The sequence below is a fragment of the Flavobacterium rhamnosiphilum genome (assembly GCF_004349195.1).
GTDB classification, from domain to species: Bacteria; Bacteroidota; Bacteroidia; order Flavobacteriales; family Flavobacteriaceae; genus Flavobacterium; species Flavobacterium rhamnosiphilum.
Genome location: NZ_SMLG01000003.1, coordinates 1 through 17,784, shown reverse-complemented (window position 1 = coordinate 17,784; position 17,784 = coordinate 1). Strand labels below are relative to the sequence as shown.

Here is a 17,784-nt window from a genome sequence, read left to right as displayed (position 1 = left end):
TCAAATCCTATATATTTGTTTATCAATTTATTCAAATATGAAAAAACTTAAAATAGTTCTTCTCGTTTTACTTTCAACAGTAGCAGTTTTAGCAGTAGCTTTAATTATTTATGGGTTTTATCTAAAACCAAAATATGAAGGTGAATTGCAACTGAAAAATATTCAAAAAGAAACGACAGTTTATTTTGATGAGTTTGGGATTCCACATATTTATGCGACCAATTCAAAGGATGCGATGATGGCTTTGGGGTATGTTCATGCACAAGATCGATTGTGGCAAATGGAGCTGATGCGTCGTATTGCACCGGGACGATTATCGGAGATTTTTGGTTCAGTGGCACTCAAAAATGATACATTCTTTGCAGGACTTGGAATCGAAGAAGCATCCGCAAAAGCGATTGCAGCTTTGGATAAAAACAGTCCAAGTTATCAATTGACAATGGCCTATTTAGATGGAATTAATCAATATTTGGAAGAAGGGACAACGCCAATAGAGTTTAGTTTAATAGGAGTTAAGAAAGAGAAATTTACGATTAAAGACGTTTATAATATTTTTGGTTACATGTCTTTTAATTTTGCGATGGCTCAACAAACAGACCCGTTATTGACTGATATTCGAAATAAATACGGAATGGAATATCTTAAGGATTTTGGAATCGATGGTTCGTTTAATACCACCCGCATTAAAAATGCTAAAGAGACATCACAAGAATATATCGCTATTTCAAAGTCGGTAGCTTCGCTATTGGAACAATCTCCAATTTCTCCGTTTATAGGAAGTAACAGTTGGGTTATTGCGCCAAAGAAAACTAAAAATGGGAAAGTTATTTTTGCTAATGATCCACACATTGGGTTTTCACAACCGGGAACTTGGTATGAAGCGCATGTAGTAACGCCAGATTTTGAATTATACGGCTGTTATTTGGCTGGAACTCCGTATCCTTTGTTAGGACATAATCGCGAGTATGCGTATGGTTTAACGATGTTTGAGAATGATGATCTTGATTTGTACCAAGAGGAGAATAATCCAAATGATGCCAATGCTTACAAGACACCAAACGGTTTCAGTGCGTATGAAATTCGAAAAAAAATTATAAAAGTAAAAGATTCTACTGATGTGGTTTTGAATGTAAAAATCACGCGCCACGGACCAATCGTGAATGATTTGATTGATGGTTTGCAGCAAGATAAACCCGTTGCGATGTCTTGGATTTATACGCAACAACCCATACAAATTCTGGATGCTGTTTATAAAATTTCGCATGCTAAAAGTAAAGCCGATTTCCAAAAAGGAGTCAGTTTGATTGCGGCGCCCGGTTTAAATATAATGTATGGCGATGCCAAAGGAAATGTGGCTTGGTGGGCAACTGGAAAATTATACAAGCATAATGCGGGAGTAAATCCTAATTTTATTTTGGATGGCGCCAGTGGTAAAGATGATATTAAAGAATATCTGGATTTCTCCAAAAACCCATCGGCGGTAAATCCAAAATGGGATTATGTGTATTCTGCGAATAACCAGCCGGAACCTATAGACGGATTTTTATATCCAGGCTATTACCTTCCTGAAGATCGAGCAAAACGAATCACGCAGTTATTAAATCCAAAATCGGATTGGGATAAAGCGGCTGTGGGAAGAATGATTTTCGATAATACGTCATTAGTTGCTCCGGAAGTGGTTAGGCATTTAATCTTGGATGTGGACCAGAAATCACTTTCTGAAAATGAAAAAGAAGCTTTGGTTATACTGAAAAGTTGGAAAGGTTCCAATAATCTTACTGATGTAGCGCCAACAATTTACAATAAATGGGTTTTTAATTATTTGAAAAATACTTTCGAGGACGAACTTGGCGCAGCTAATTTCAAGCAATTTTTGGAGACACATATTATGAAGCAAATTATTGCAAAACAAATCGGGAATAAAGAATCGCTTTGGTGGGATAATGTAAGTACTAAAAATGAAAAAGAAACCCGAAGTCAAATTATATCACAATCGTTTAAAGAGTCGATTGTAGCTTTAGGAAAACAATTGGGAACTTCGGTTGCTGATTGGACTTGGAATAAGGTTCATACGGTAGAACATCAGCATCCATTGGGCAAAGTGGCTGCTTTAAGAAGAATTTTCAATGTAGGTCCTTTTGAAGTTTCGGGTTCCACTGAAGTTATTAATAACCTGTTTTTTGATTTTACTGATGATGGAAATTATGTTGTAAAAGGAGGTCCGTCAACGAGAAGGATTATTGATTTTTCGGATATAGAAAACAGCTGGAGTATACTTCCGACGGGGCAATCAGGGAATCCATTAAGTGCGCATTACAGTGATCAAGCGGAGCTATATAATGCTGGAAAATTTAGAAGAATGAAGCTAAACAAGGAAGAGATTGTTAGAACTTCAACAAAATTGGTTTTTATTCCACATAAAAATTAATAGTTTTAAAGTTCTTAGTCTAATAAAATCAGTAATTTTGCCTAACTTTTTATAAAAAATTAATGCAAATTTCCAAAAAAATAGCGGTAGTAGGTTCTGGATTAGTTGGATCTTTATTAGCTATTTATCTTCGCAAAGCGGGTCATACGGTTCATGTTTTCGATAGAAGCCCAGATATTAGACAAATTCAGTTTTCAGGTCGTTCTATTAATTTAGCCATGTCTAACCGAGGCTGGAAAGCACTTGACGGTGTGGGAGTAGGCGATGCCGTGCGAGCCATTGCAATTCCAATGGACAAACGCGCCATTCATCTTGTAGATAAACTTAATTTTCAAAATTACGGACAAGAAGGCGAATCTATTTACTCGATTTCCAGAGGGACTTTGAATAGAAAAATGATCGATTTGGCGGAAGCTGCAGGAGCGGAATTCTTTTTCGAACATAAAATCTGGGATGTAACTTTAGATGATGCTACTTTGCACATCGGTGAAACCGAAAGAGGTGCTTGGGAAGAAAAAAAGTATGATATGGTTTTTGGTGCCGATGGTGCTTTTTCCAGAATTCGTCATCGCATGCAGCGTCAAAGCATGTTTGATTATTCGCAAGAATTTTTACCTATTGGATATAAGGAATTAAACATTCCTGCAAACGCGGATGCAACTCATAAATTAGACAAGAATTCTTTTCATATTTGGCCACGTGGGGAATATATGTTGATTGCGTTACCCAATTTAGATGGTAGTTTTACGTGTACTTTGTTTATGCCTTTTGAAGGAGAAAATTCTTTCGCTTCATTAAAAGACCAAAAAGAGGTAGAAGCTTTTTTTGAGAAAAACTTAGCGGATACCATTGATGTTATTCCAAAATTGACGGAGGATTTTTTCAAAAATCCAACAAGTACTTTAGTGACCATGAAATGTTTTCCGTGGACTTACGAAGATAAAATTGCTTTAATTGGCGACGCTTGTCATGCTATTGTTCCTTTTTACGGACAAGGAATGAATGCAGGTTTTGAGGATATTTCGATTCTTTATGAAATGATTGAAAAGTATGGAGATGATTGGAAAACGATTTTCTCTGAATACCAAAAATCCCGTAAACCAAATGCAGATGCTATTGCGGAACTTTCTTATCGTAATTTTATGGAAATGAGTTCTAAAACGGCTGATGAAAAATTTCTATTGCAAAAGAAAATCGAAAAATCATTCTCAGATAAATATCCTGAAAAATGGATTCCGCTTTATAGCAGAGTAACCTTTAGTGATCGTCCTTATGCTGAAGCTTTGGCTATTGGGGATTATCAAAATGCTATTATGGAAGAAGTTTTGAAAATGGAAAACATCGAGAATATTTGGGATAGCGAAGTGGTAGAAAAGAAAATTTTAGAGTTATTAGAATAGCAATTTCAAAATTCAATCCGAATAAGATTGGTTATTATTTAGTTTTTTTTAATTGAATTTTGAAATTGCCATTGATATTGCATTGGGATTTACTTTTTAAACATTTTTGTTAAAACACCAAAAGCACCTCTTATAAAAGTAGCACTTGTTAATACTTTTAAAACTGATTTCCCTACTACACTAGCTGTACTCGGGCCTTTACTTTCTTCTTTTTCAGATGCTTTTTCCTGTTCTTGTTTAGCAACTTCTTGTTCAATAACAGTGATTTTTTTATTCAGCATTTCATAAGCACTTTCACGGTCAATAAGTTCGCTATATTTTTTTACCAGTTTAGATTTGTTATTAATTTCCTGAATCTCACTTTCGGTTAAAATATCCATTCTACTCATAGGCGCACGCATCATCGTTGCTGCAAGTGGCGTTGGAATTCCTTTTTCGTTCAATGCAGTGACTAATGCCTCTCCAATTCCAAGACTTGTCAAAACTTCATCAGTTTTGTAATAGTCAGAAGTAGGGTAGTTGTCAGCAGTTTGTTTGATGGCTTTTCGATCATTTGCTGTAAAAGCTCTCAATGCATGTTGAATCTTTAAGCCTAATTGTGCCAAAACACCACTTGGGATGTCCATTGGATTTTGTGTGATGAAGTAAATCCCGATTCCCTTGGAGCGAATTAGTTTTACAATCGTTTCTATTTGTTCTAATAATGCGTTGCTGGCTTCATTGAAAATCAAATGAGCTTCATCAATAAAAATAACTAATTCTGGTTGATCTGAATCTCCTTTTTCAGGCATTTGCTGGTAGATTTCGGCCAATAAACTCAACATAAATGTCGAAAATAATTTCGGTTTGTCTTGAATGTCAGTCAATCGTAAGATGTTGATGTAGCCTTTCCCATTTTCGTCAATGCGCATTAAATCCTCCACGTCAAAAGACATTTCTCCAAAAAACAAATCGGCTCCTTGTTGTTCTAATTCTATTATTTTTCTAAGAATTGTGCCTGTTGTTGAAGTAGAAATCTTGCCATAGTGTTCCTCAATTTCGTCTTTTCCTTCTTCGGTGATATAGTTGATTATTTTTTTGATGTCTTTTAAATCTAATAAAGGCATTTTGTTGTCGTCGCAATATTTAAAGATAACAGAAACGACGCCAGCTTGAGTATCATTTAAATTTAGGATTCTTGAAAACAAAACCGGTCCAAACTCAGAGATAGTAGCGCGAAGACGAACTCCATTTTGTTCGGATAAAGTCAATAATTCAACCGGAAAACGAGATGTTGTATAAGGGATGTTTATTTTAGCGTGTCGTTCAGTTATAAATGGTTTCTCTTCGCCTTCTTTGGCTATGCCGCTAAAATCACCTTTTATATCCATCATTAATACAGGAATTCCAAAGGATGATAATTGTTCAGAAAGTACTTGGATAGTTTTGGTTTTTCCGGTTCCGGTAGCTCCAGCAATTAATCCATGACGGTTTAAGGTTTTTAGGGGTATTTTTACATATGCATTGGGCAAAGCTTCGCCATCTAATATAGCTCCGCCAAGGGTAATGCTTTCTCCTTTAGAACTATATCCATCTGTAATTTGCTGTATAAAATCTTCTTTTCTGCTCATAATAGGTTTAGATTTAAATCATTTGCAAGGTATTATATTTTTTCTAAAACCTGAAATTTTAGTGTATACTGCAGTTTTCCTGCTTTTTTATTGTTAATAATATAAAATATTAATTTTGATTAATTAGAGGTGGTTATTGAAATATTATGTTAATAATTCATAAAAAAATACGTTATTTTTTGTAAAAGAGTAGATTTGTTTGAGTATTTTGATATAAATGTAATGTTGTGAATTGTAAATCTATTTTTGAAATAAATTTAATTATAATAAAATTGAAAAAAGTTTTTTTATTTAAACTAAAAATATAAATTTGCTCCTCTACAAGTTTATTATAACTAAAGATAAATTATTTAAAACTATTAAAATTAAAAAAAATGGCAAACGTTAAAAAACAAAACGATTCAAAAGGTGGAGGAATGATTTCAGGAATCATTATTGTAGCATGTATTTTTGTAGGATGGTTAATATGGCAATTTATAATGGGTAATGGCGCAAATTTTGAAGGCGGTGTTAATACAGGTCACCCATTACCAGGAAATATGTTAGCAATGGTGTACAAAGGAGGTCCTATTGTACCAGTATTATTAGGATTATTATTAATGGTTGTTGTGTTCTCATTTGAGCGTTATGCTGTGATATCAAAAGCGGCAGGTACAGGAAATCTTGATAAATTCATGACAAGCATACAAAAAGATATTAAAGATGGTAATATTGAAGGAGCTATAGCTTCATGTGACAAACAAAAAGGATCTGTTGCAAATCCAATAAAATCAGCTTTATTGAAATACCAAGAAGTTAAAAATGAAGGTTTAGATAGCGAAGCTGCTGCTGAAACGATTCACAAAGAAATAGAAGAGGTAACTTCATTAGAAATGCCAATGTTAGAGAAACACATGACTATTCTTTCTACAATGGTATCATTAGGTACACTTGCAGGTTTGTTAGGAACGGTAACTGGTATGATTAAAGCATTTAGTGCATTATCTGCTGCTGGTACTCCGGATCAAGCTGCACTTGCAAACGGTATTTCTGAAGCGTTGATTAATACCGCAACAGGTATTGCAACTTCTGCGTTGGCAATTATTGCTTACAACTTTTTTACTTCTAAAATTGATACTTTGACTTACTCTATTGATGAGGCTGGTAATACAATTGTAAATACTTACAGACACTACAGAAGTACAAAAAAATAATTAATAATTTAATTTACAAGGAAATAGAGGTCTGTAAAACAGATTCTATTTTCTTGTAAGTATAAAAAAATATATTAATGGCTATAAAAATGCAAAAAAAAGCAGGGTCTACTGATATGACAGCTATGTGTGATGTGGCTTTTCTTTTGTTGTCGTTCTTTGTAATGACAGCAACAGCTAAGATACCGGAAGCATTGCCAGTGGATACGCCTGCGTCACAAGTTCAATCAAAGTTGCCGGAAGATAATTTAGCTACTATAACTGTTGGAAAAGGAAAAGTTTTCTTTGACTTAAAGGGTAGAGAAGTTAGAAAAAAGGCACTTGAGTTAATGGGTCAAAAGTACGGAATTGCATTTACGGAAGAAGAATCTACGAAATTTGCTTTAATGGAAGGTATTGGAGTTCCAATTATCAATCTTAAGCAACTGATTGCAATGAAGACTGCAGACAGAAGTAAACCGGGTTTACAACCAGGGATTCCTAAAGATTCATTGGATAATCAATTGCATGAGTGGATATACAATTCTCGTATTGCAAATATTGATGTGAATGACAAAGAATTGCAACTTTCTATAAAAGGTGATGCAAAAGAAGAATATCCTGCAATTAAAAAAGTTATGGATATTTTACAAGACCAAAAAATCAATAACTTCTTTCTAGTTACAGGTTTGAGAGCAACAGAAAAATAATTAAAAAAATACACTAAAATGGCTGAATTAAATACCGGCGACGGTGGAGGCAAAAAAGGTGGAAAAGTAAGAAGTAAAAAGTCAAACTCAAAAGTAGATTTAACTGCTATGGTGGATTTGGCATTCTTATTGATTACATTCTTTATGCTTACGACTACGTTGTCTAAACCACAATCGATGCCTTTGGGTTTGCCTGATAAAGAAGATGACCCTACTGATAAACCAATCAAGGTTGATGAAAACCGTACTTTAACGGTTTTACTGGGAGACAATGATAAGATGGTTTATTATATGGGTTTATTAGCAACTCCAATTGCTGGTCCTAAAGACATTTCTTATGGTAAAGAGGGTATTCGTAAAGAATTATTGAAAAGAAAAATATCAGTAGTTGAATACACTGGGAACAAAGACAAAGGTTTAATAGTAATTATCAAACCAAGTAAGAAATCAAATTATCGTAATTTAGTAGATATACTAGATGAGATGGCTATTGTAGGAGTGCCTTCAAATGCGATTGTAAATGATTTTTCTCCAGAGGAACTAAAATTGTTAGAAGGTAAATAAGATTTTAGTATTTACTCTATAACCTAATAATTAAGAAAAATGAAATTAGATATATTCACAAACCAATGGCTTGATATTGTATTCGAGGGGCGTAACAAAGCGTATGGAGCTTACGAACTAAGAAAATCAAATAACAAGACTGCTGTTAGAGCACTTATCTTTGGTGCAATTGTTTTTGCTCTAGCTGTTAGTGCGCCACTTATTTTAAGTTTACTACCTGATTCTTCGGAAGTTGATGATACTTTAGATACTAAAATTGTTAGTATTAAGTTGCCGCCCAAAGAGGAAATAAAGAAAAATATACCGCCACCACCGCCACCGCCACCAAAAGTGGATCAGGTGAAATTTGTTAAGCCAGTGGTTGCAAAAGCAGAGGAAGTTACTGAAGAACCACCTAAAACTGTCGAGTTAAAAGAAAAAAAATTAGGTGCTGAAACTATAAAAGGAGATCCAGATGCTGTTTTAACGGTTGAACCGGTAGGTACTGGAACTGCAGCTGTAGTAGAAGAGGTTGATAACCAGATTTATAACACAGCAGGTATTGAGGTTAAACCTGATTTTCCGGGAGGTATCAATAAATTTTACAAATTTGTTGGGGATAACTATCAAACTCCAGAAGAAGACGGATTAAAAGGTAAAGTTTATGTTACTTTTGTAGTTGAAAAAGACGGTTCTTTGACTGATATTAAAGTTATTAGAGATATCGGTTACGGAACAGGAAAAGAAGCAATCCGTGTTTTGAAAAAATGTCCTAAATGGACACCGGGTGAGCAAAATGGTAAAAAAGTGAGAGTGCTTTATTCTCTTCCAATTACTATTCAATCTGCAGAATAATGTTAAATAACATACTTAATAATATTAAGAAGAAATCGCTTAAAGAGCGATTTCTTCTTGTTTTAGGAATTTTGTTTTTTCTACTTTACCTTGTTTTGGGTTTATTTATTATCTTTATGAAGAATTTTCCTTTAGCAATGGGGTCTACTTATAGAGTAGCTTTTGGAGTTTTACTTATCGTATATGCTTCTTTTAGATTCTTTCGAATTATTAATGATAATAATAACTAGATAATGAAAAATTATTCTAAACTTCCGTATTTTGTTTTATTTTCAGTAATAATATTGGTATTTGCTTGTAATCAAACGAATAATAAAAAAGGAAATGAAACTATACTGAAAGGTTCAACCACAATCTATGTAGATGAGACTTTAGCTCCTATTATTGAAGATCAAGTAGCCGTGTTTGAAAATGAATATGAGGCTAAAGTAAAACTTGTTGCTAAATCTGAATCTGAAACGGTTAATTCTTTATTTAATGAAAAAGCTGCAATAGCTATTTTGTCTAGAAATTTGACAACTGAAGAATTGAAGATTTTTAAGCAAAGAAAAATTAATCCAAAAATAACTGTTTTTGCTACCGATGCTGTAGCTTTTATCTCTAATAAAAACAATAAAGATACTCTTGTAGCGTTAAAAGATGTTATTAGTTTTATGCAAGGGAAACCAGTAGCTTCAATTAAAGGATTAGTTTTTGATAACCTAAACTCAAGTACGGTACGTTATATGAATTCTTTGGCTGGAATAAACGCAATCCCTGAAAAGGGTGTTTTTTCATTTAAATCTAATGATGAAGTCATAAAATATGTTTCAGAAAATGATGGTATGATTGGAGTAGTGGGTGTTAATTGGCTTTCTCAACCACTTCCGGCAATGCAAAAACACGTTGATAATGTTAATACTTTAGGTGTAAAAGGGCTTAAAAGTGATAACTATTATATTCCATCACAAAATAACATAGCAGAAAAAAAATATCCTTTGGCACGTGATTTGTATATAATCAATTGTCAAGGTTTTTCTGGATTAGGAATGGGCTTTGCTTCATTTGTTGCCGGAGATGTCGGACAAAGAATAATTTTAAAATCTGGATTATTACCTGTTCGTATTCCCGCAAGGAAGTTTACGATAATTGGTAAAAACGAAAATGATAAAAAATAAATTAACTACAATCAAAATGAATAAATTAAAAATTTTTAGTGTTGCATTGTTGGCTTCCGCTTTTGCGAGTCAAGCACAAGATATTAATCAGGCAAAAAAGGCTATCGATGCAGAGCAATTTGAAAGTGCTAAATCGATATTAAAATCGATTATCAAAGCAAAACCAAGTAATGGTGCAGCTTTCTTTACGTTAGGAAATGTGTACCTTACTCAAAGTGTGGAAGATTCTGCAAAAATTTATTTTCAAAACGGATTAAATACATCTGAAGGGGCTAAATTGAATTATATTGGTTTAGGTCAAATAGATCTAGATAAAAATGATGTGACTGGTGCAAAAGCTAAATTTGATTTGGCTACTAAAGACATAAAAAAGAAAGACGTACAAGAGTATGTTTATATTGCTAGAGCTTACATGAATGTTGCAAAACCAGATTATAAAAGTGCTATTGCAATTTTGAATCAAGCTGCGATAAAAAATTCTCAAGATGCTCAATTGCAACTTGCCTTAGGAGATGCTTATTATGGTGATGGAAAACAAAATGAAGCTTATGTAGCTTACAGAAGTGCTTTTCAAACAGATAATACTTTGTTAAGAGCTAAAATGCAATTAGGTGTTTTGTTGAAAGGTGCTAAATCTTATGACGAAGCTTTAAAAGCATACAATGAAGTTATTGCAATAAATCCTAATTATGGACCAGTTTACAGAGAATTAGCTGAAACATATTATAAAATTGCACGTAACAAGCCTTCTCAAGCTGCTGCAAATTATAAAACGGCGATAGGGTATTATGATAAATACATGTCTTTAACAGATTATTCTATTCATTCAAGAATGCGTCGTGCTGACTTCCTTATCTTGGTAGAAGATTATGCAGCTCTTGAAGTTGAAGCAAATAAGATGATTGAATTAGATAAAGTTAATCCAAGAATCTACCGTTATTTAGGATATGCTGCTTATAAAAATGGTAATGTTGATGTCGCTATTAAATCATTGGAAAGCTTTATCAATGCTCCTGGAAATAAAGCAATCGCTTTAGATTATTTATATTTGGGTTTAACCAAAATTAAAAAAGGAACTAGTGCTGATGGACTATCAATTGATCCAGTTGCTCTTAACGCTGGTTTAGTAGATATTAAAAAGGCAGTTGAAATGGAGCCTTTGGCAGTTCAAGATTTAAGTGAAGTTGGTAAAAAATTATTTTCACAAAAATTGTACAAAGAAGCTGCTTCAATTTTTGAATTTGGATCTAATGTTATGGATTCAAAAACATATCTTGATGATAATGTTTATTATGGTTTATCAAATTATTATGCTAATAACAGTAAAGATGCAAAACCAGATGTTATTGCTTTACAAAAAGCGGATGCTGCTTTCGAAAAAGTATTAGTGGCATCGCCAACATATCATGAAGCATACCTTTACAGAGCAAGAACGAATAGATTGCTTGAAAAAGATGATGTTATGACCAAAAATTATGAAGAGTATGTAGCTAAAGTTACTGCTTTAGGTGCTGAAGAAGCTGCAAAACCTGCGGTGAAAGCTAAAATCATTGAGTCATACAATAATATTGCAGCCAGTTATGCTAATACCGATAAAGCAAAGGCGATGGAATATTTCAAAAAAACATTAGCGCTTGATCCTGCTAATGCTTATGCAACTGAATCATTGAAAACATTGAAATAAGATATTTGTTCCTTACATATTAAACCGATAGTTTTTTGACTATCGGTTTTTTTATTTTTAGTGGTATTCGAAATACTATTTTAAAATAACCAAGTTAGATTCTTTTTTGTTGAATCATTATAGACCGTAAACTTCTGTTTTTTAAAGTTTATTGTTTTAGTTCCTGTTTTCAAATTGTCTCATTTTCAAATTAACTATCTTTGCACTTTAAAATTAAATAATGTTATCAAAAGAAATACAATTAGAAGTTAATAAAGGTGCTATGCTTCCGTTAATGGAAGAATTCTATACTATTCAAGGGGAAGGATTTCATACAGGAACTGCTGCATACTTCATTAGAATAGGCGGATGTGATGTGGGTTGTCATTGGTGTGATGTTAAGGAAAGCTGGAATGCTGAATTACATCCTCCGACAGGTATTGATTTAATAGTTACAAATGCAAGCAAATATTCAGAAACTGTTGTCGTTACTGGTGGTGAACCTTTGATGTGGGATATGAATTTGCTGACGCAAAAGTTAAAAGAAAATAATAGAAAAGTTCATATTGAAACTTCAGGAGCGTATCCGCTTACTGGAACTTGGGATTGGATTTGTTTGTCTCCAAAGAAGAATAAATTACCGACACAAACTGTTTATGATAATGCACATGAGTTGAAAGTTATTATTTACAATAAACACGATTTTATTTTTGCCGAAGAGCAAGCTGAAAAAGTGAATGACAATGCTATTTTATTCCTGCAGCCAGAATGGAGTAAAAAGGAAGAAATGACTCCGCTGATTGTAGATTATGTGATGAACAATCCGAAATGGCGCGTTTCTTTACAAACACATAAATATTTGAATATTCCTTAAAACTTAAAACCCCCAATCAACAATTGCTGTTTGGGGGTTTTAAAATTAATATAATTTACTAATTAATTTCGGCATGTTTACTTCCTGCTGTCTTGTTGCCTAGCCCAGATAGTAGCCTTTTTTATCTCATTTTTTTAATGAGATAAAAAAGATATAGTGGATAGCTGGAAAAAGCTCCTAAATCACCAACCTTTTTGTTTTTTTAATGCTGTAATATGTGCTAAGTGGTGGTTTCCATGCCAAGCATAAGTTCCTATTATTTCCTTAATTTTAAATTCCTTGTTGTTTTCAGGATGAATAAAGGTTTTTTCTAAATCTGATTCAGATAAACTATTCATTAAATAAGCCAAGCGAAAGTGTAAACCGTCCAGAAAAGAAAGAGTAGGCTGGATGGGCATTGTTAAATTATCATGTAATTCTGCCCAACGATCTTCATGATAGAATTTTATTGTTGGATTATCTTCGGTCAGTGCCCATTTGATTCTAATGAAACAATTCATGTGACTGTCAGCGCAATGATGAATCACTTGGCGAATAGTCCAGCCATCTTGTCGATACGGTGTTTCGAGTTGTTCCTCGGTTAAATGAAGTACTTCTTTCTTCAAGCGTTCTGGGAAACTGGCGATTTCTGCTATTTTAGTATTGAGATAATCGCTAGAATAAATTTCCGGGGCAATAAATTTGCCGATAGGATAACGTAATTTTTCTAATGTTGAATTTTCCATACTATAATGTGTTCTGTTAAATCGAAAGCTTCGCTAAATAGTCATAATGTTCCCCTTCAAGAATTAACTCGCTTTGTAATCCATTGGCGAAAGTCGCATTTTGTAAAGTGTTATAATCTAAGTAGAGCCAAGGAAATTGGTCTTCTTTTTCATTTTTATAGCGTATTGTAAAAGTCAATTCGCCATAATATCCGTTACTTGGAATCCATTTTCCACCATCTTCGTCATTGTCAAACATATAAATTATATCCGAAGAGTCAATAAGAATTTGTCCGGTTGGATTTAGCAAGCTTTTTAGTTTCTGTAAAAATTTAGTGGTCTCTTTCAGTGTTCCAAATATGCCGGTACCATTCATTAATAATAAAATGGTGTCAAATTTATTTTCAGGATTATCAGAGTCCATTTCTAGAATGTTTTGGACTAGAGTATTTTTCAAACCTCTTAGTTTACAAGCCTCAATTGCATTTTGAGAAATATCAATCGAATGAACGTCAAGTTTTCTCTCGTTTTGTAAATACAAACTATGACTTCCCGCGCCACAACCTACATCCAAAACTTTTCCCTTCGCAAGTTGTAAGGCTTTCTGCTCCAGTTTTGGCATTTCATTATAAGAACGAAATAGATATTCAACACTCATTTCATCTTCTTCGGAAATGGAGGTTTCAGTGATTAAATCTTCTGGGGAATTATTAGTTTGAAAATCAAGTATGGCTTTGCCAAAAAGGTCTTTCATTATAGTTGATGTGTTAATTTGGTAATTTGTTGATTTGTTTTAAGTAATTTCGCGAAATGTTTTATCGAATAACCGAAAAAACAAATCTAAGAATGAACAATATTTTAAATAATCTTCCTAAAGAAGCCAAAGATAAGCATATCGAAAACAAAAAGTATTTCGATAAGCTGAAAAAGAAGACGCCAAAGAATTTGGATTACGTGATGCAGGATTTGCATGACGCTGAATTCAAGAAAACGGATTGTTTAAAGTGTGCGAACTGCTGTAAAACTACTGGGCCATTATTTACGGATGCAGATATTGAGCGTGTTTCAAAATATTTACGACAAAAACCACAACAGTTTATTGAGCAATATCTTCGCATCGACGAAGACAGGGATTATGTGTTGCAAAGTGTGCCGTGTACTTTTCTGGATAATGAAAATGCATGTATGATTTATGATGTCCGTCCCAAAGCGTGCAGAGAATTTCCGCATACGGATAGAAAAAAGTTTCAGCAAATCACAGACTTAACATTGGAAAACGTAGCTATTTGTCCAGCTGCATTTAATATTGTAGAAGAAATGAAGAAGAAAATGCCATTATAACTAATCATAGCAGGGTCTTACTTCTTTTAATAAATCAAATATTTCAATCTCATTTCTTTAAACTCTATTAACCCTTTCTTCCAACTTTCTCTGATCTGATCTTCTGATATTCCATTTTCGATTTGCTGTTGCAATTTTTTAGTTCCTGCAAGTTTTGTAAAAAAAGGATTGAAGAATTTTGATTGGTCAGTTGTCGACGCATAGGCTTTAATCAACCATTTTAATTCCAGTCGATTTACTTTTGGAGCTGTAGATAAATCTTCTCCGTAACATTCGATTTCGTTGTAAACAGGATTTTGTGCGCCAAAATTTGGTTTTGGAGTAAAACTAAAGCCACTTTTCGGTAAATAAGGAGAGCCATAAATTTGAAACTGTTTTTCAGTTCCTCGTCCTACACTTACATTCGTACCTTCAAAAAGACATAAACTCGCATAAAGATTTATGGCTTGATCGTTCGGAAGATTCGGCGAAGGTTTTATAGGCAAACTATAATTCATTTTTCGATTGTAATTGATACATGGAATTACTGTCAATTTGCATTGTACACCATTCTTTAGCCATTTCTCACCATTTGTCATTTTAGCATATTCGCCAATTGTCATTCCGTGAAGCAAAGGAATTGGATGCATACCCACAAAACTCGAAAATGCTGTTTCTAAAATGGGTCCGTCTACAATACTTCCGTTAGGATTTGGTCGGTCAAGAATTAAAAGTGGAATATTATTTTCGGCACAGGCTTCCATTATATAATGCAACGAAGAGATATAGGTGTAAAATCGAGCGCCTACATCTTGTAAATCAAAAACCATAATGTCAATTCCAGCTAATTGCGCGGCTTTCGGTTTTTTATTGTCACCATAAAGCGAAATAATCGGCAGTCCAGTTTTGGAATCTTTTCCGTCAACGACATGTTCGCCTGCATCAGCAGTTCCACGAAAACCGTGTTCTGGTGCGAATATTTTTTGGATAGCAATGTTTTTTTCTAAAAGAAAATCGACCAAATGTATTTTGTTAGAGAGAATACCGGTTTGATTGGTTATAATTCCAATTTTCTTGTCCTTTAATAATGGTAAATAGTTGTTGTAATTATCTGCCCCAGTCTTTATTTCTGTTTTTGGATTGTCTTTAACTATTTCTAAATCCGATTTTACATTTTCCCTTGCATCTGTTTTTCTGGCAGAACAGGAAGTCGAAATGATTGTTAAGAATATAAAGCTAAGCGATATTTTAAAAAATGAGTTCATATATAGGTTCAAATAAAATTAATGTCAATTAGTGTAATTCGTGTTTTAGCTGTATTTTTGGCTTTAGCAACGCAAACTGGCGAAGCAAATCCAAATTAGAAACGCAATCAAATTGAATTTAGAATATTTCATCGCCAAACGACTTATAACTGCTAAAGATTATAAAAGTAGCATATCTGCGCCAATTATAAAAATTGCAATCTCGGCAATTGCCATTGGTATGATTATGATGATTGTTTCGGTAGCAACCGGAATTGGACTGCAGCAAAAAATCCGTGAAAAAGTTTCAGCCTTTAATGGACATATCATTATTTCGAATTACGACAATAATCAATCCGAAGTCACATTAGTTCCAATTTCTAAAAAACAGGATTTTTATCCAAAGTTCACATCTGTTCCTGAAGTTAACCATATCCAAGCCATTGCCAGTAAAGCTGGAATTATTAGAACCGAAACTGCTTTCGAAGGAATTGTCTTCAAAGGAGTGGGGAACGATTATAAATGGGATAATATAAAGGAGTACATTGTTCAAGGGAGAATTCCAAATAGCAAAGGGGATTTAAATGAAGAAGTTGTGATTTCTCAGTTTATTGCAAATAGATTGAATTTAAAAGTAGGTGACGCATTCAATACTTTCTTCATGAAAGAGAAAGGATATAACCTGAGGAATTTTGATGTTGTTGGAATTTTCAATTCTGGTTTTCAAGAATTCGACGCTACCTATATAATAGGAGATATTCGCCACATGCAGCGCATCAACAAATGGGCTCCAGATCAAATCGGTGCTTTCGAAGTTTTTGTAGACGATTTTAATACTATAGAATCTACCGGAGAGCAGGTTTATGCACAAACAGCATCGACATTAGACAGCAAAACCATAATCGAGAAATACAGTTATATATTCGAGTGGCTTCAGCTATTCGATTTCAACATCATCGTAATATTAGCAGTCATGATTCTTGTTGCCACAATAAATATGGTAGTGGCGCTATTGGTGCTGATTCTCGAGCGAACCCAAATGATAGGAATTCTAAAGGCTTTAGGTGCTAATAATTGGTCTGTTAGAAAAATATTTCTTTACAATGCCTTCTATCTTATAGTAAGAGGACTGCTCTGGGGAAATTTAATCGGAATATCACTATTGCTAATCCAGCAACAGTTTGGCGTAATCCAATTGAATCCTGAAAACTACTATGTCAATCAAGCGCCTGTCTACCTCAATTGGGGATACATACTTTTATTAAATCTGCTTACCGTGACCGTTTGTTTTCTGGTATTATTAATTCCGTCCTATATCATAACCAAAATTTCACCGGTCAAAGCCATACGTTTCGATTAGAATATTCTTTTTGGCGTTCCTGATTATATAAAGCGAGGCAATTATCTTAGCGGGTAGTTGCCTCTCTTTATATAATGAGTCGGGCTATCCGCTACAAGTCCTCGCAAAACTCCATTTCATTTCGTTTTACTGTGGGCTTTTCGCTTTTATCCCTAACGCGGGCAGCGTTTCATCGACTATGTGATTTAGGCAAAAATGGAAGCTCATTCACAGTATGGTATGTGTTACCTTATATATAGGAACGAAGTATCTACTTAGAATACTATATTTCTATACCCTATATATAATGGCATCCACGATTTTTTACCCATTTCGTCTCACTCTCCTTCGGAGAGGGTCGGGGAGAGGAAAAAACTTTTCATTCCAAAAACCATGTTTCCAGTGAGTTAAAGCGAGAGTTAAGAAAACATCAAAAAAAAGGGATTAAAAAGCTTGAATAACGGGATAAAGGTGGTAGTTTTGCACCCGCAATGACGCAGACGTTCTTTAACAAACTGGCAAGTAATACGAATTAAGAGAGAAAATTTATTTTCAAAAAAGATTCAAAAAAGCTTGTGAGATTAGAAAACGCTCGCTACATTTGCACCCCGCAAAACAAGCGAAGTTCCTTGACAAACTGCTAAGAAAAAGAGAAGAAAAACGGAAATAAAAATTTCAAAAAAAACTTCAAAAATTTCTTGCCAGTTAAAAAAAGAAGTTGCACTTTTGCACCCGCTTTGAGAAACACTTTAACAAGTACAAACA

Annotated in this window: 15 protein-coding genes; 11 read left to right on the top strand and 4 right to left on the bottom strand. The window is 33.9% G+C overall.

Annotation, left to right across the window (positions count from 1 at the left end):
* The first annotated feature begins 37 nt into the window (after positions 1-37).
* Positions 38-2,428, top strand: a complete 2,391-nt coding sequence (locus tag E0I26_RS05135; protein WP_131915429.1) for a penicillin acylase family protein — start codon at positions 38-40, stop codon at positions 2,426-2,428.
* 62 nt (positions 2,429-2,490) lie between these two features.
* The gene (locus E0I26_RS05130) at positions 2,491-3,828 is read left to right on the top strand and encodes an FAD-dependent oxidoreductase (RefSeq protein WP_131915428.1); all 1,338 of its coding nucleotides are present in this window, start codon (positions 2,491-2,493) and stop codon (positions 3,826-3,828) included.
* Between the two features lie 89 nt (positions 3,829-3,917).
* Here E0I26_RS05130 and E0I26_RS05125 read toward each other — a convergent pair whose 3' ends face one another.
* Positions 3,918-5,438, bottom strand: a complete 1,521-nt coding sequence (locus tag E0I26_RS05125) for a helicase HerA-like domain-containing protein (RefSeq protein WP_131915427.1) — start codon at positions 5,436-5,438, stop codon at positions 3,918-3,920.
* A gap of 374 nt (positions 5,439-5,812) precedes the next feature.
* Between E0I26_RS05125 and E0I26_RS05120 the strand changes: the two genes are divergently transcribed.
* The 7 genes from E0I26_RS05120 to E0I26_RS05085 all read left to right on the top strand — a co-directional run bounded on the left by E0I26_RS05120 (position 5,813) and on the right by E0I26_RS05085 (position 12,412).
* Positions 5,813-6,631: a MotA/TolQ/ExbB proton channel family protein gene (locus E0I26_RS05120; RefSeq protein WP_131915426.1), complete on the top strand. Its 819-nt coding sequence runs from the start codon at positions 5,813-5,815 to the stop codon at positions 6,629-6,631.
* A gap of 89 nt (positions 6,632-6,720) precedes the next feature.
* Positions 6,721-7,320: an ExbD/TolR family protein gene (locus tag E0I26_RS05115; RefSeq protein ID WP_235831715.1), complete on the top strand. Its 600-nt coding sequence runs from the start codon at positions 6,721-6,723 to the stop codon at positions 7,318-7,320.
* Between the two features lie 18 nt (positions 7,321-7,338).
* Entirely contained in the window at positions 7,339-7,884 is a 546-nt protein-coding gene (locus E0I26_RS05110) for an ExbD/TolR family protein (RefSeq protein ID WP_131915424.1), read from the top strand.
* 39 nt (positions 7,885-7,923) lie between these two features.
* The gene (locus tag E0I26_RS05105; protein WP_131915423.1) at positions 7,924-8,718 is read left to right on the top strand and encodes an energy transducer TonB; all 795 of its coding nucleotides are present in this window, start codon (positions 7,924-7,926) and stop codon (positions 8,716-8,718) included.
* A gap of 233 nt (positions 8,719-8,951) precedes the next feature.
* Positions 8,952-9,875, top strand: coding sequence for a PstS family phosphate ABC transporter substrate-binding protein (locus tag E0I26_RS05095; RefSeq protein ID WP_131915421.1), 924 nt, complete (start codon positions 8,952-8,954; stop codon positions 9,873-9,875).
* A gap of 16 nt (positions 9,876-9,891) precedes the next feature.
* The gene (locus E0I26_RS05090; protein WP_131915420.1) at positions 9,892-11,559 is read left to right on the top strand and encodes a tetratricopeptide repeat protein; all 1,668 of its coding nucleotides are present in this window, start codon (positions 9,892-9,894) and stop codon (positions 11,557-11,559) included.
* A gap of 220 nt (positions 11,560-11,779) precedes the next feature.
* Positions 11,780-12,412: a 7-carboxy-7-deazaguanine synthase QueE gene (locus E0I26_RS05085; protein ID WP_131915419.1), complete on the top strand. Its 633-nt coding sequence runs from the start codon at positions 11,780-11,782 to the stop codon at positions 12,410-12,412.
* Between the two features lie 182 nt (positions 12,413-12,594).
* On the opposite strand, the gene E0I26_RS05080 is transcribed toward E0I26_RS05085, so the two are convergent.
* Together E0I26_RS05080 and E0I26_RS05075 are read right to left on the bottom strand one after the other, a co-directional pair.
* Entirely contained in the window at positions 12,595-13,137 is a 543-nt protein-coding gene (locus E0I26_RS05080; RefSeq protein ID WP_131915418.1) for a YfiT family bacillithiol transferase, read from the bottom strand.
* Between the two features lie 16 nt (positions 13,138-13,153).
* On the bottom strand, positions 13,154-13,870 hold the full coding sequence (locus E0I26_RS05075) for a class I SAM-dependent methyltransferase (protein WP_131915417.1): 717 nt from the start codon (positions 13,868-13,870) through the stop codon (positions 13,154-13,156).
* Between the two features lie 92 nt (positions 13,871-13,962).
* Between E0I26_RS05075 and E0I26_RS05070 the strand changes: the two genes are divergently transcribed.
* Positions 13,963-14,457: a YkgJ family cysteine cluster protein gene (locus E0I26_RS05070; protein ID WP_131915416.1), complete on the top strand. Its 495-nt coding sequence runs from the start codon at positions 13,963-13,965 to the stop codon at positions 14,455-14,457.
* 26 nt (positions 14,458-14,483) lie between these two features.
* Here the strand turns inward: E0I26_RS05070 and E0I26_RS05065 are convergent, their stop codons facing one another.
* Positions 14,484-15,701 carry an exo-beta-N-acetylmuramidase NamZ family protein gene (locus tag E0I26_RS05065; RefSeq protein ID WP_131915415.1) on the bottom strand — a complete coding sequence of 406 codons (1,218 nt, stop codon included), beginning with the start codon at positions 15,699-15,701 and terminating at the stop codon, positions 14,484-14,486.
* A 112-nt stretch (positions 15,702-15,813) separates the two neighbouring features.
* Here E0I26_RS05065 and E0I26_RS05060 point away from each other — a divergent pair, with 112 nt between their 5' ends.
* Positions 15,814-17,040 (top strand): ABC transporter permease, encoded by a 1,227-nt coding sequence (locus E0I26_RS05060; protein WP_131915414.1) that lies wholly within the window; start codon positions 15,814-15,816, stop codon positions 17,038-17,040.
* The last annotated feature ends 744 nt before the right edge of the window (positions 17,041-17,784 follow it).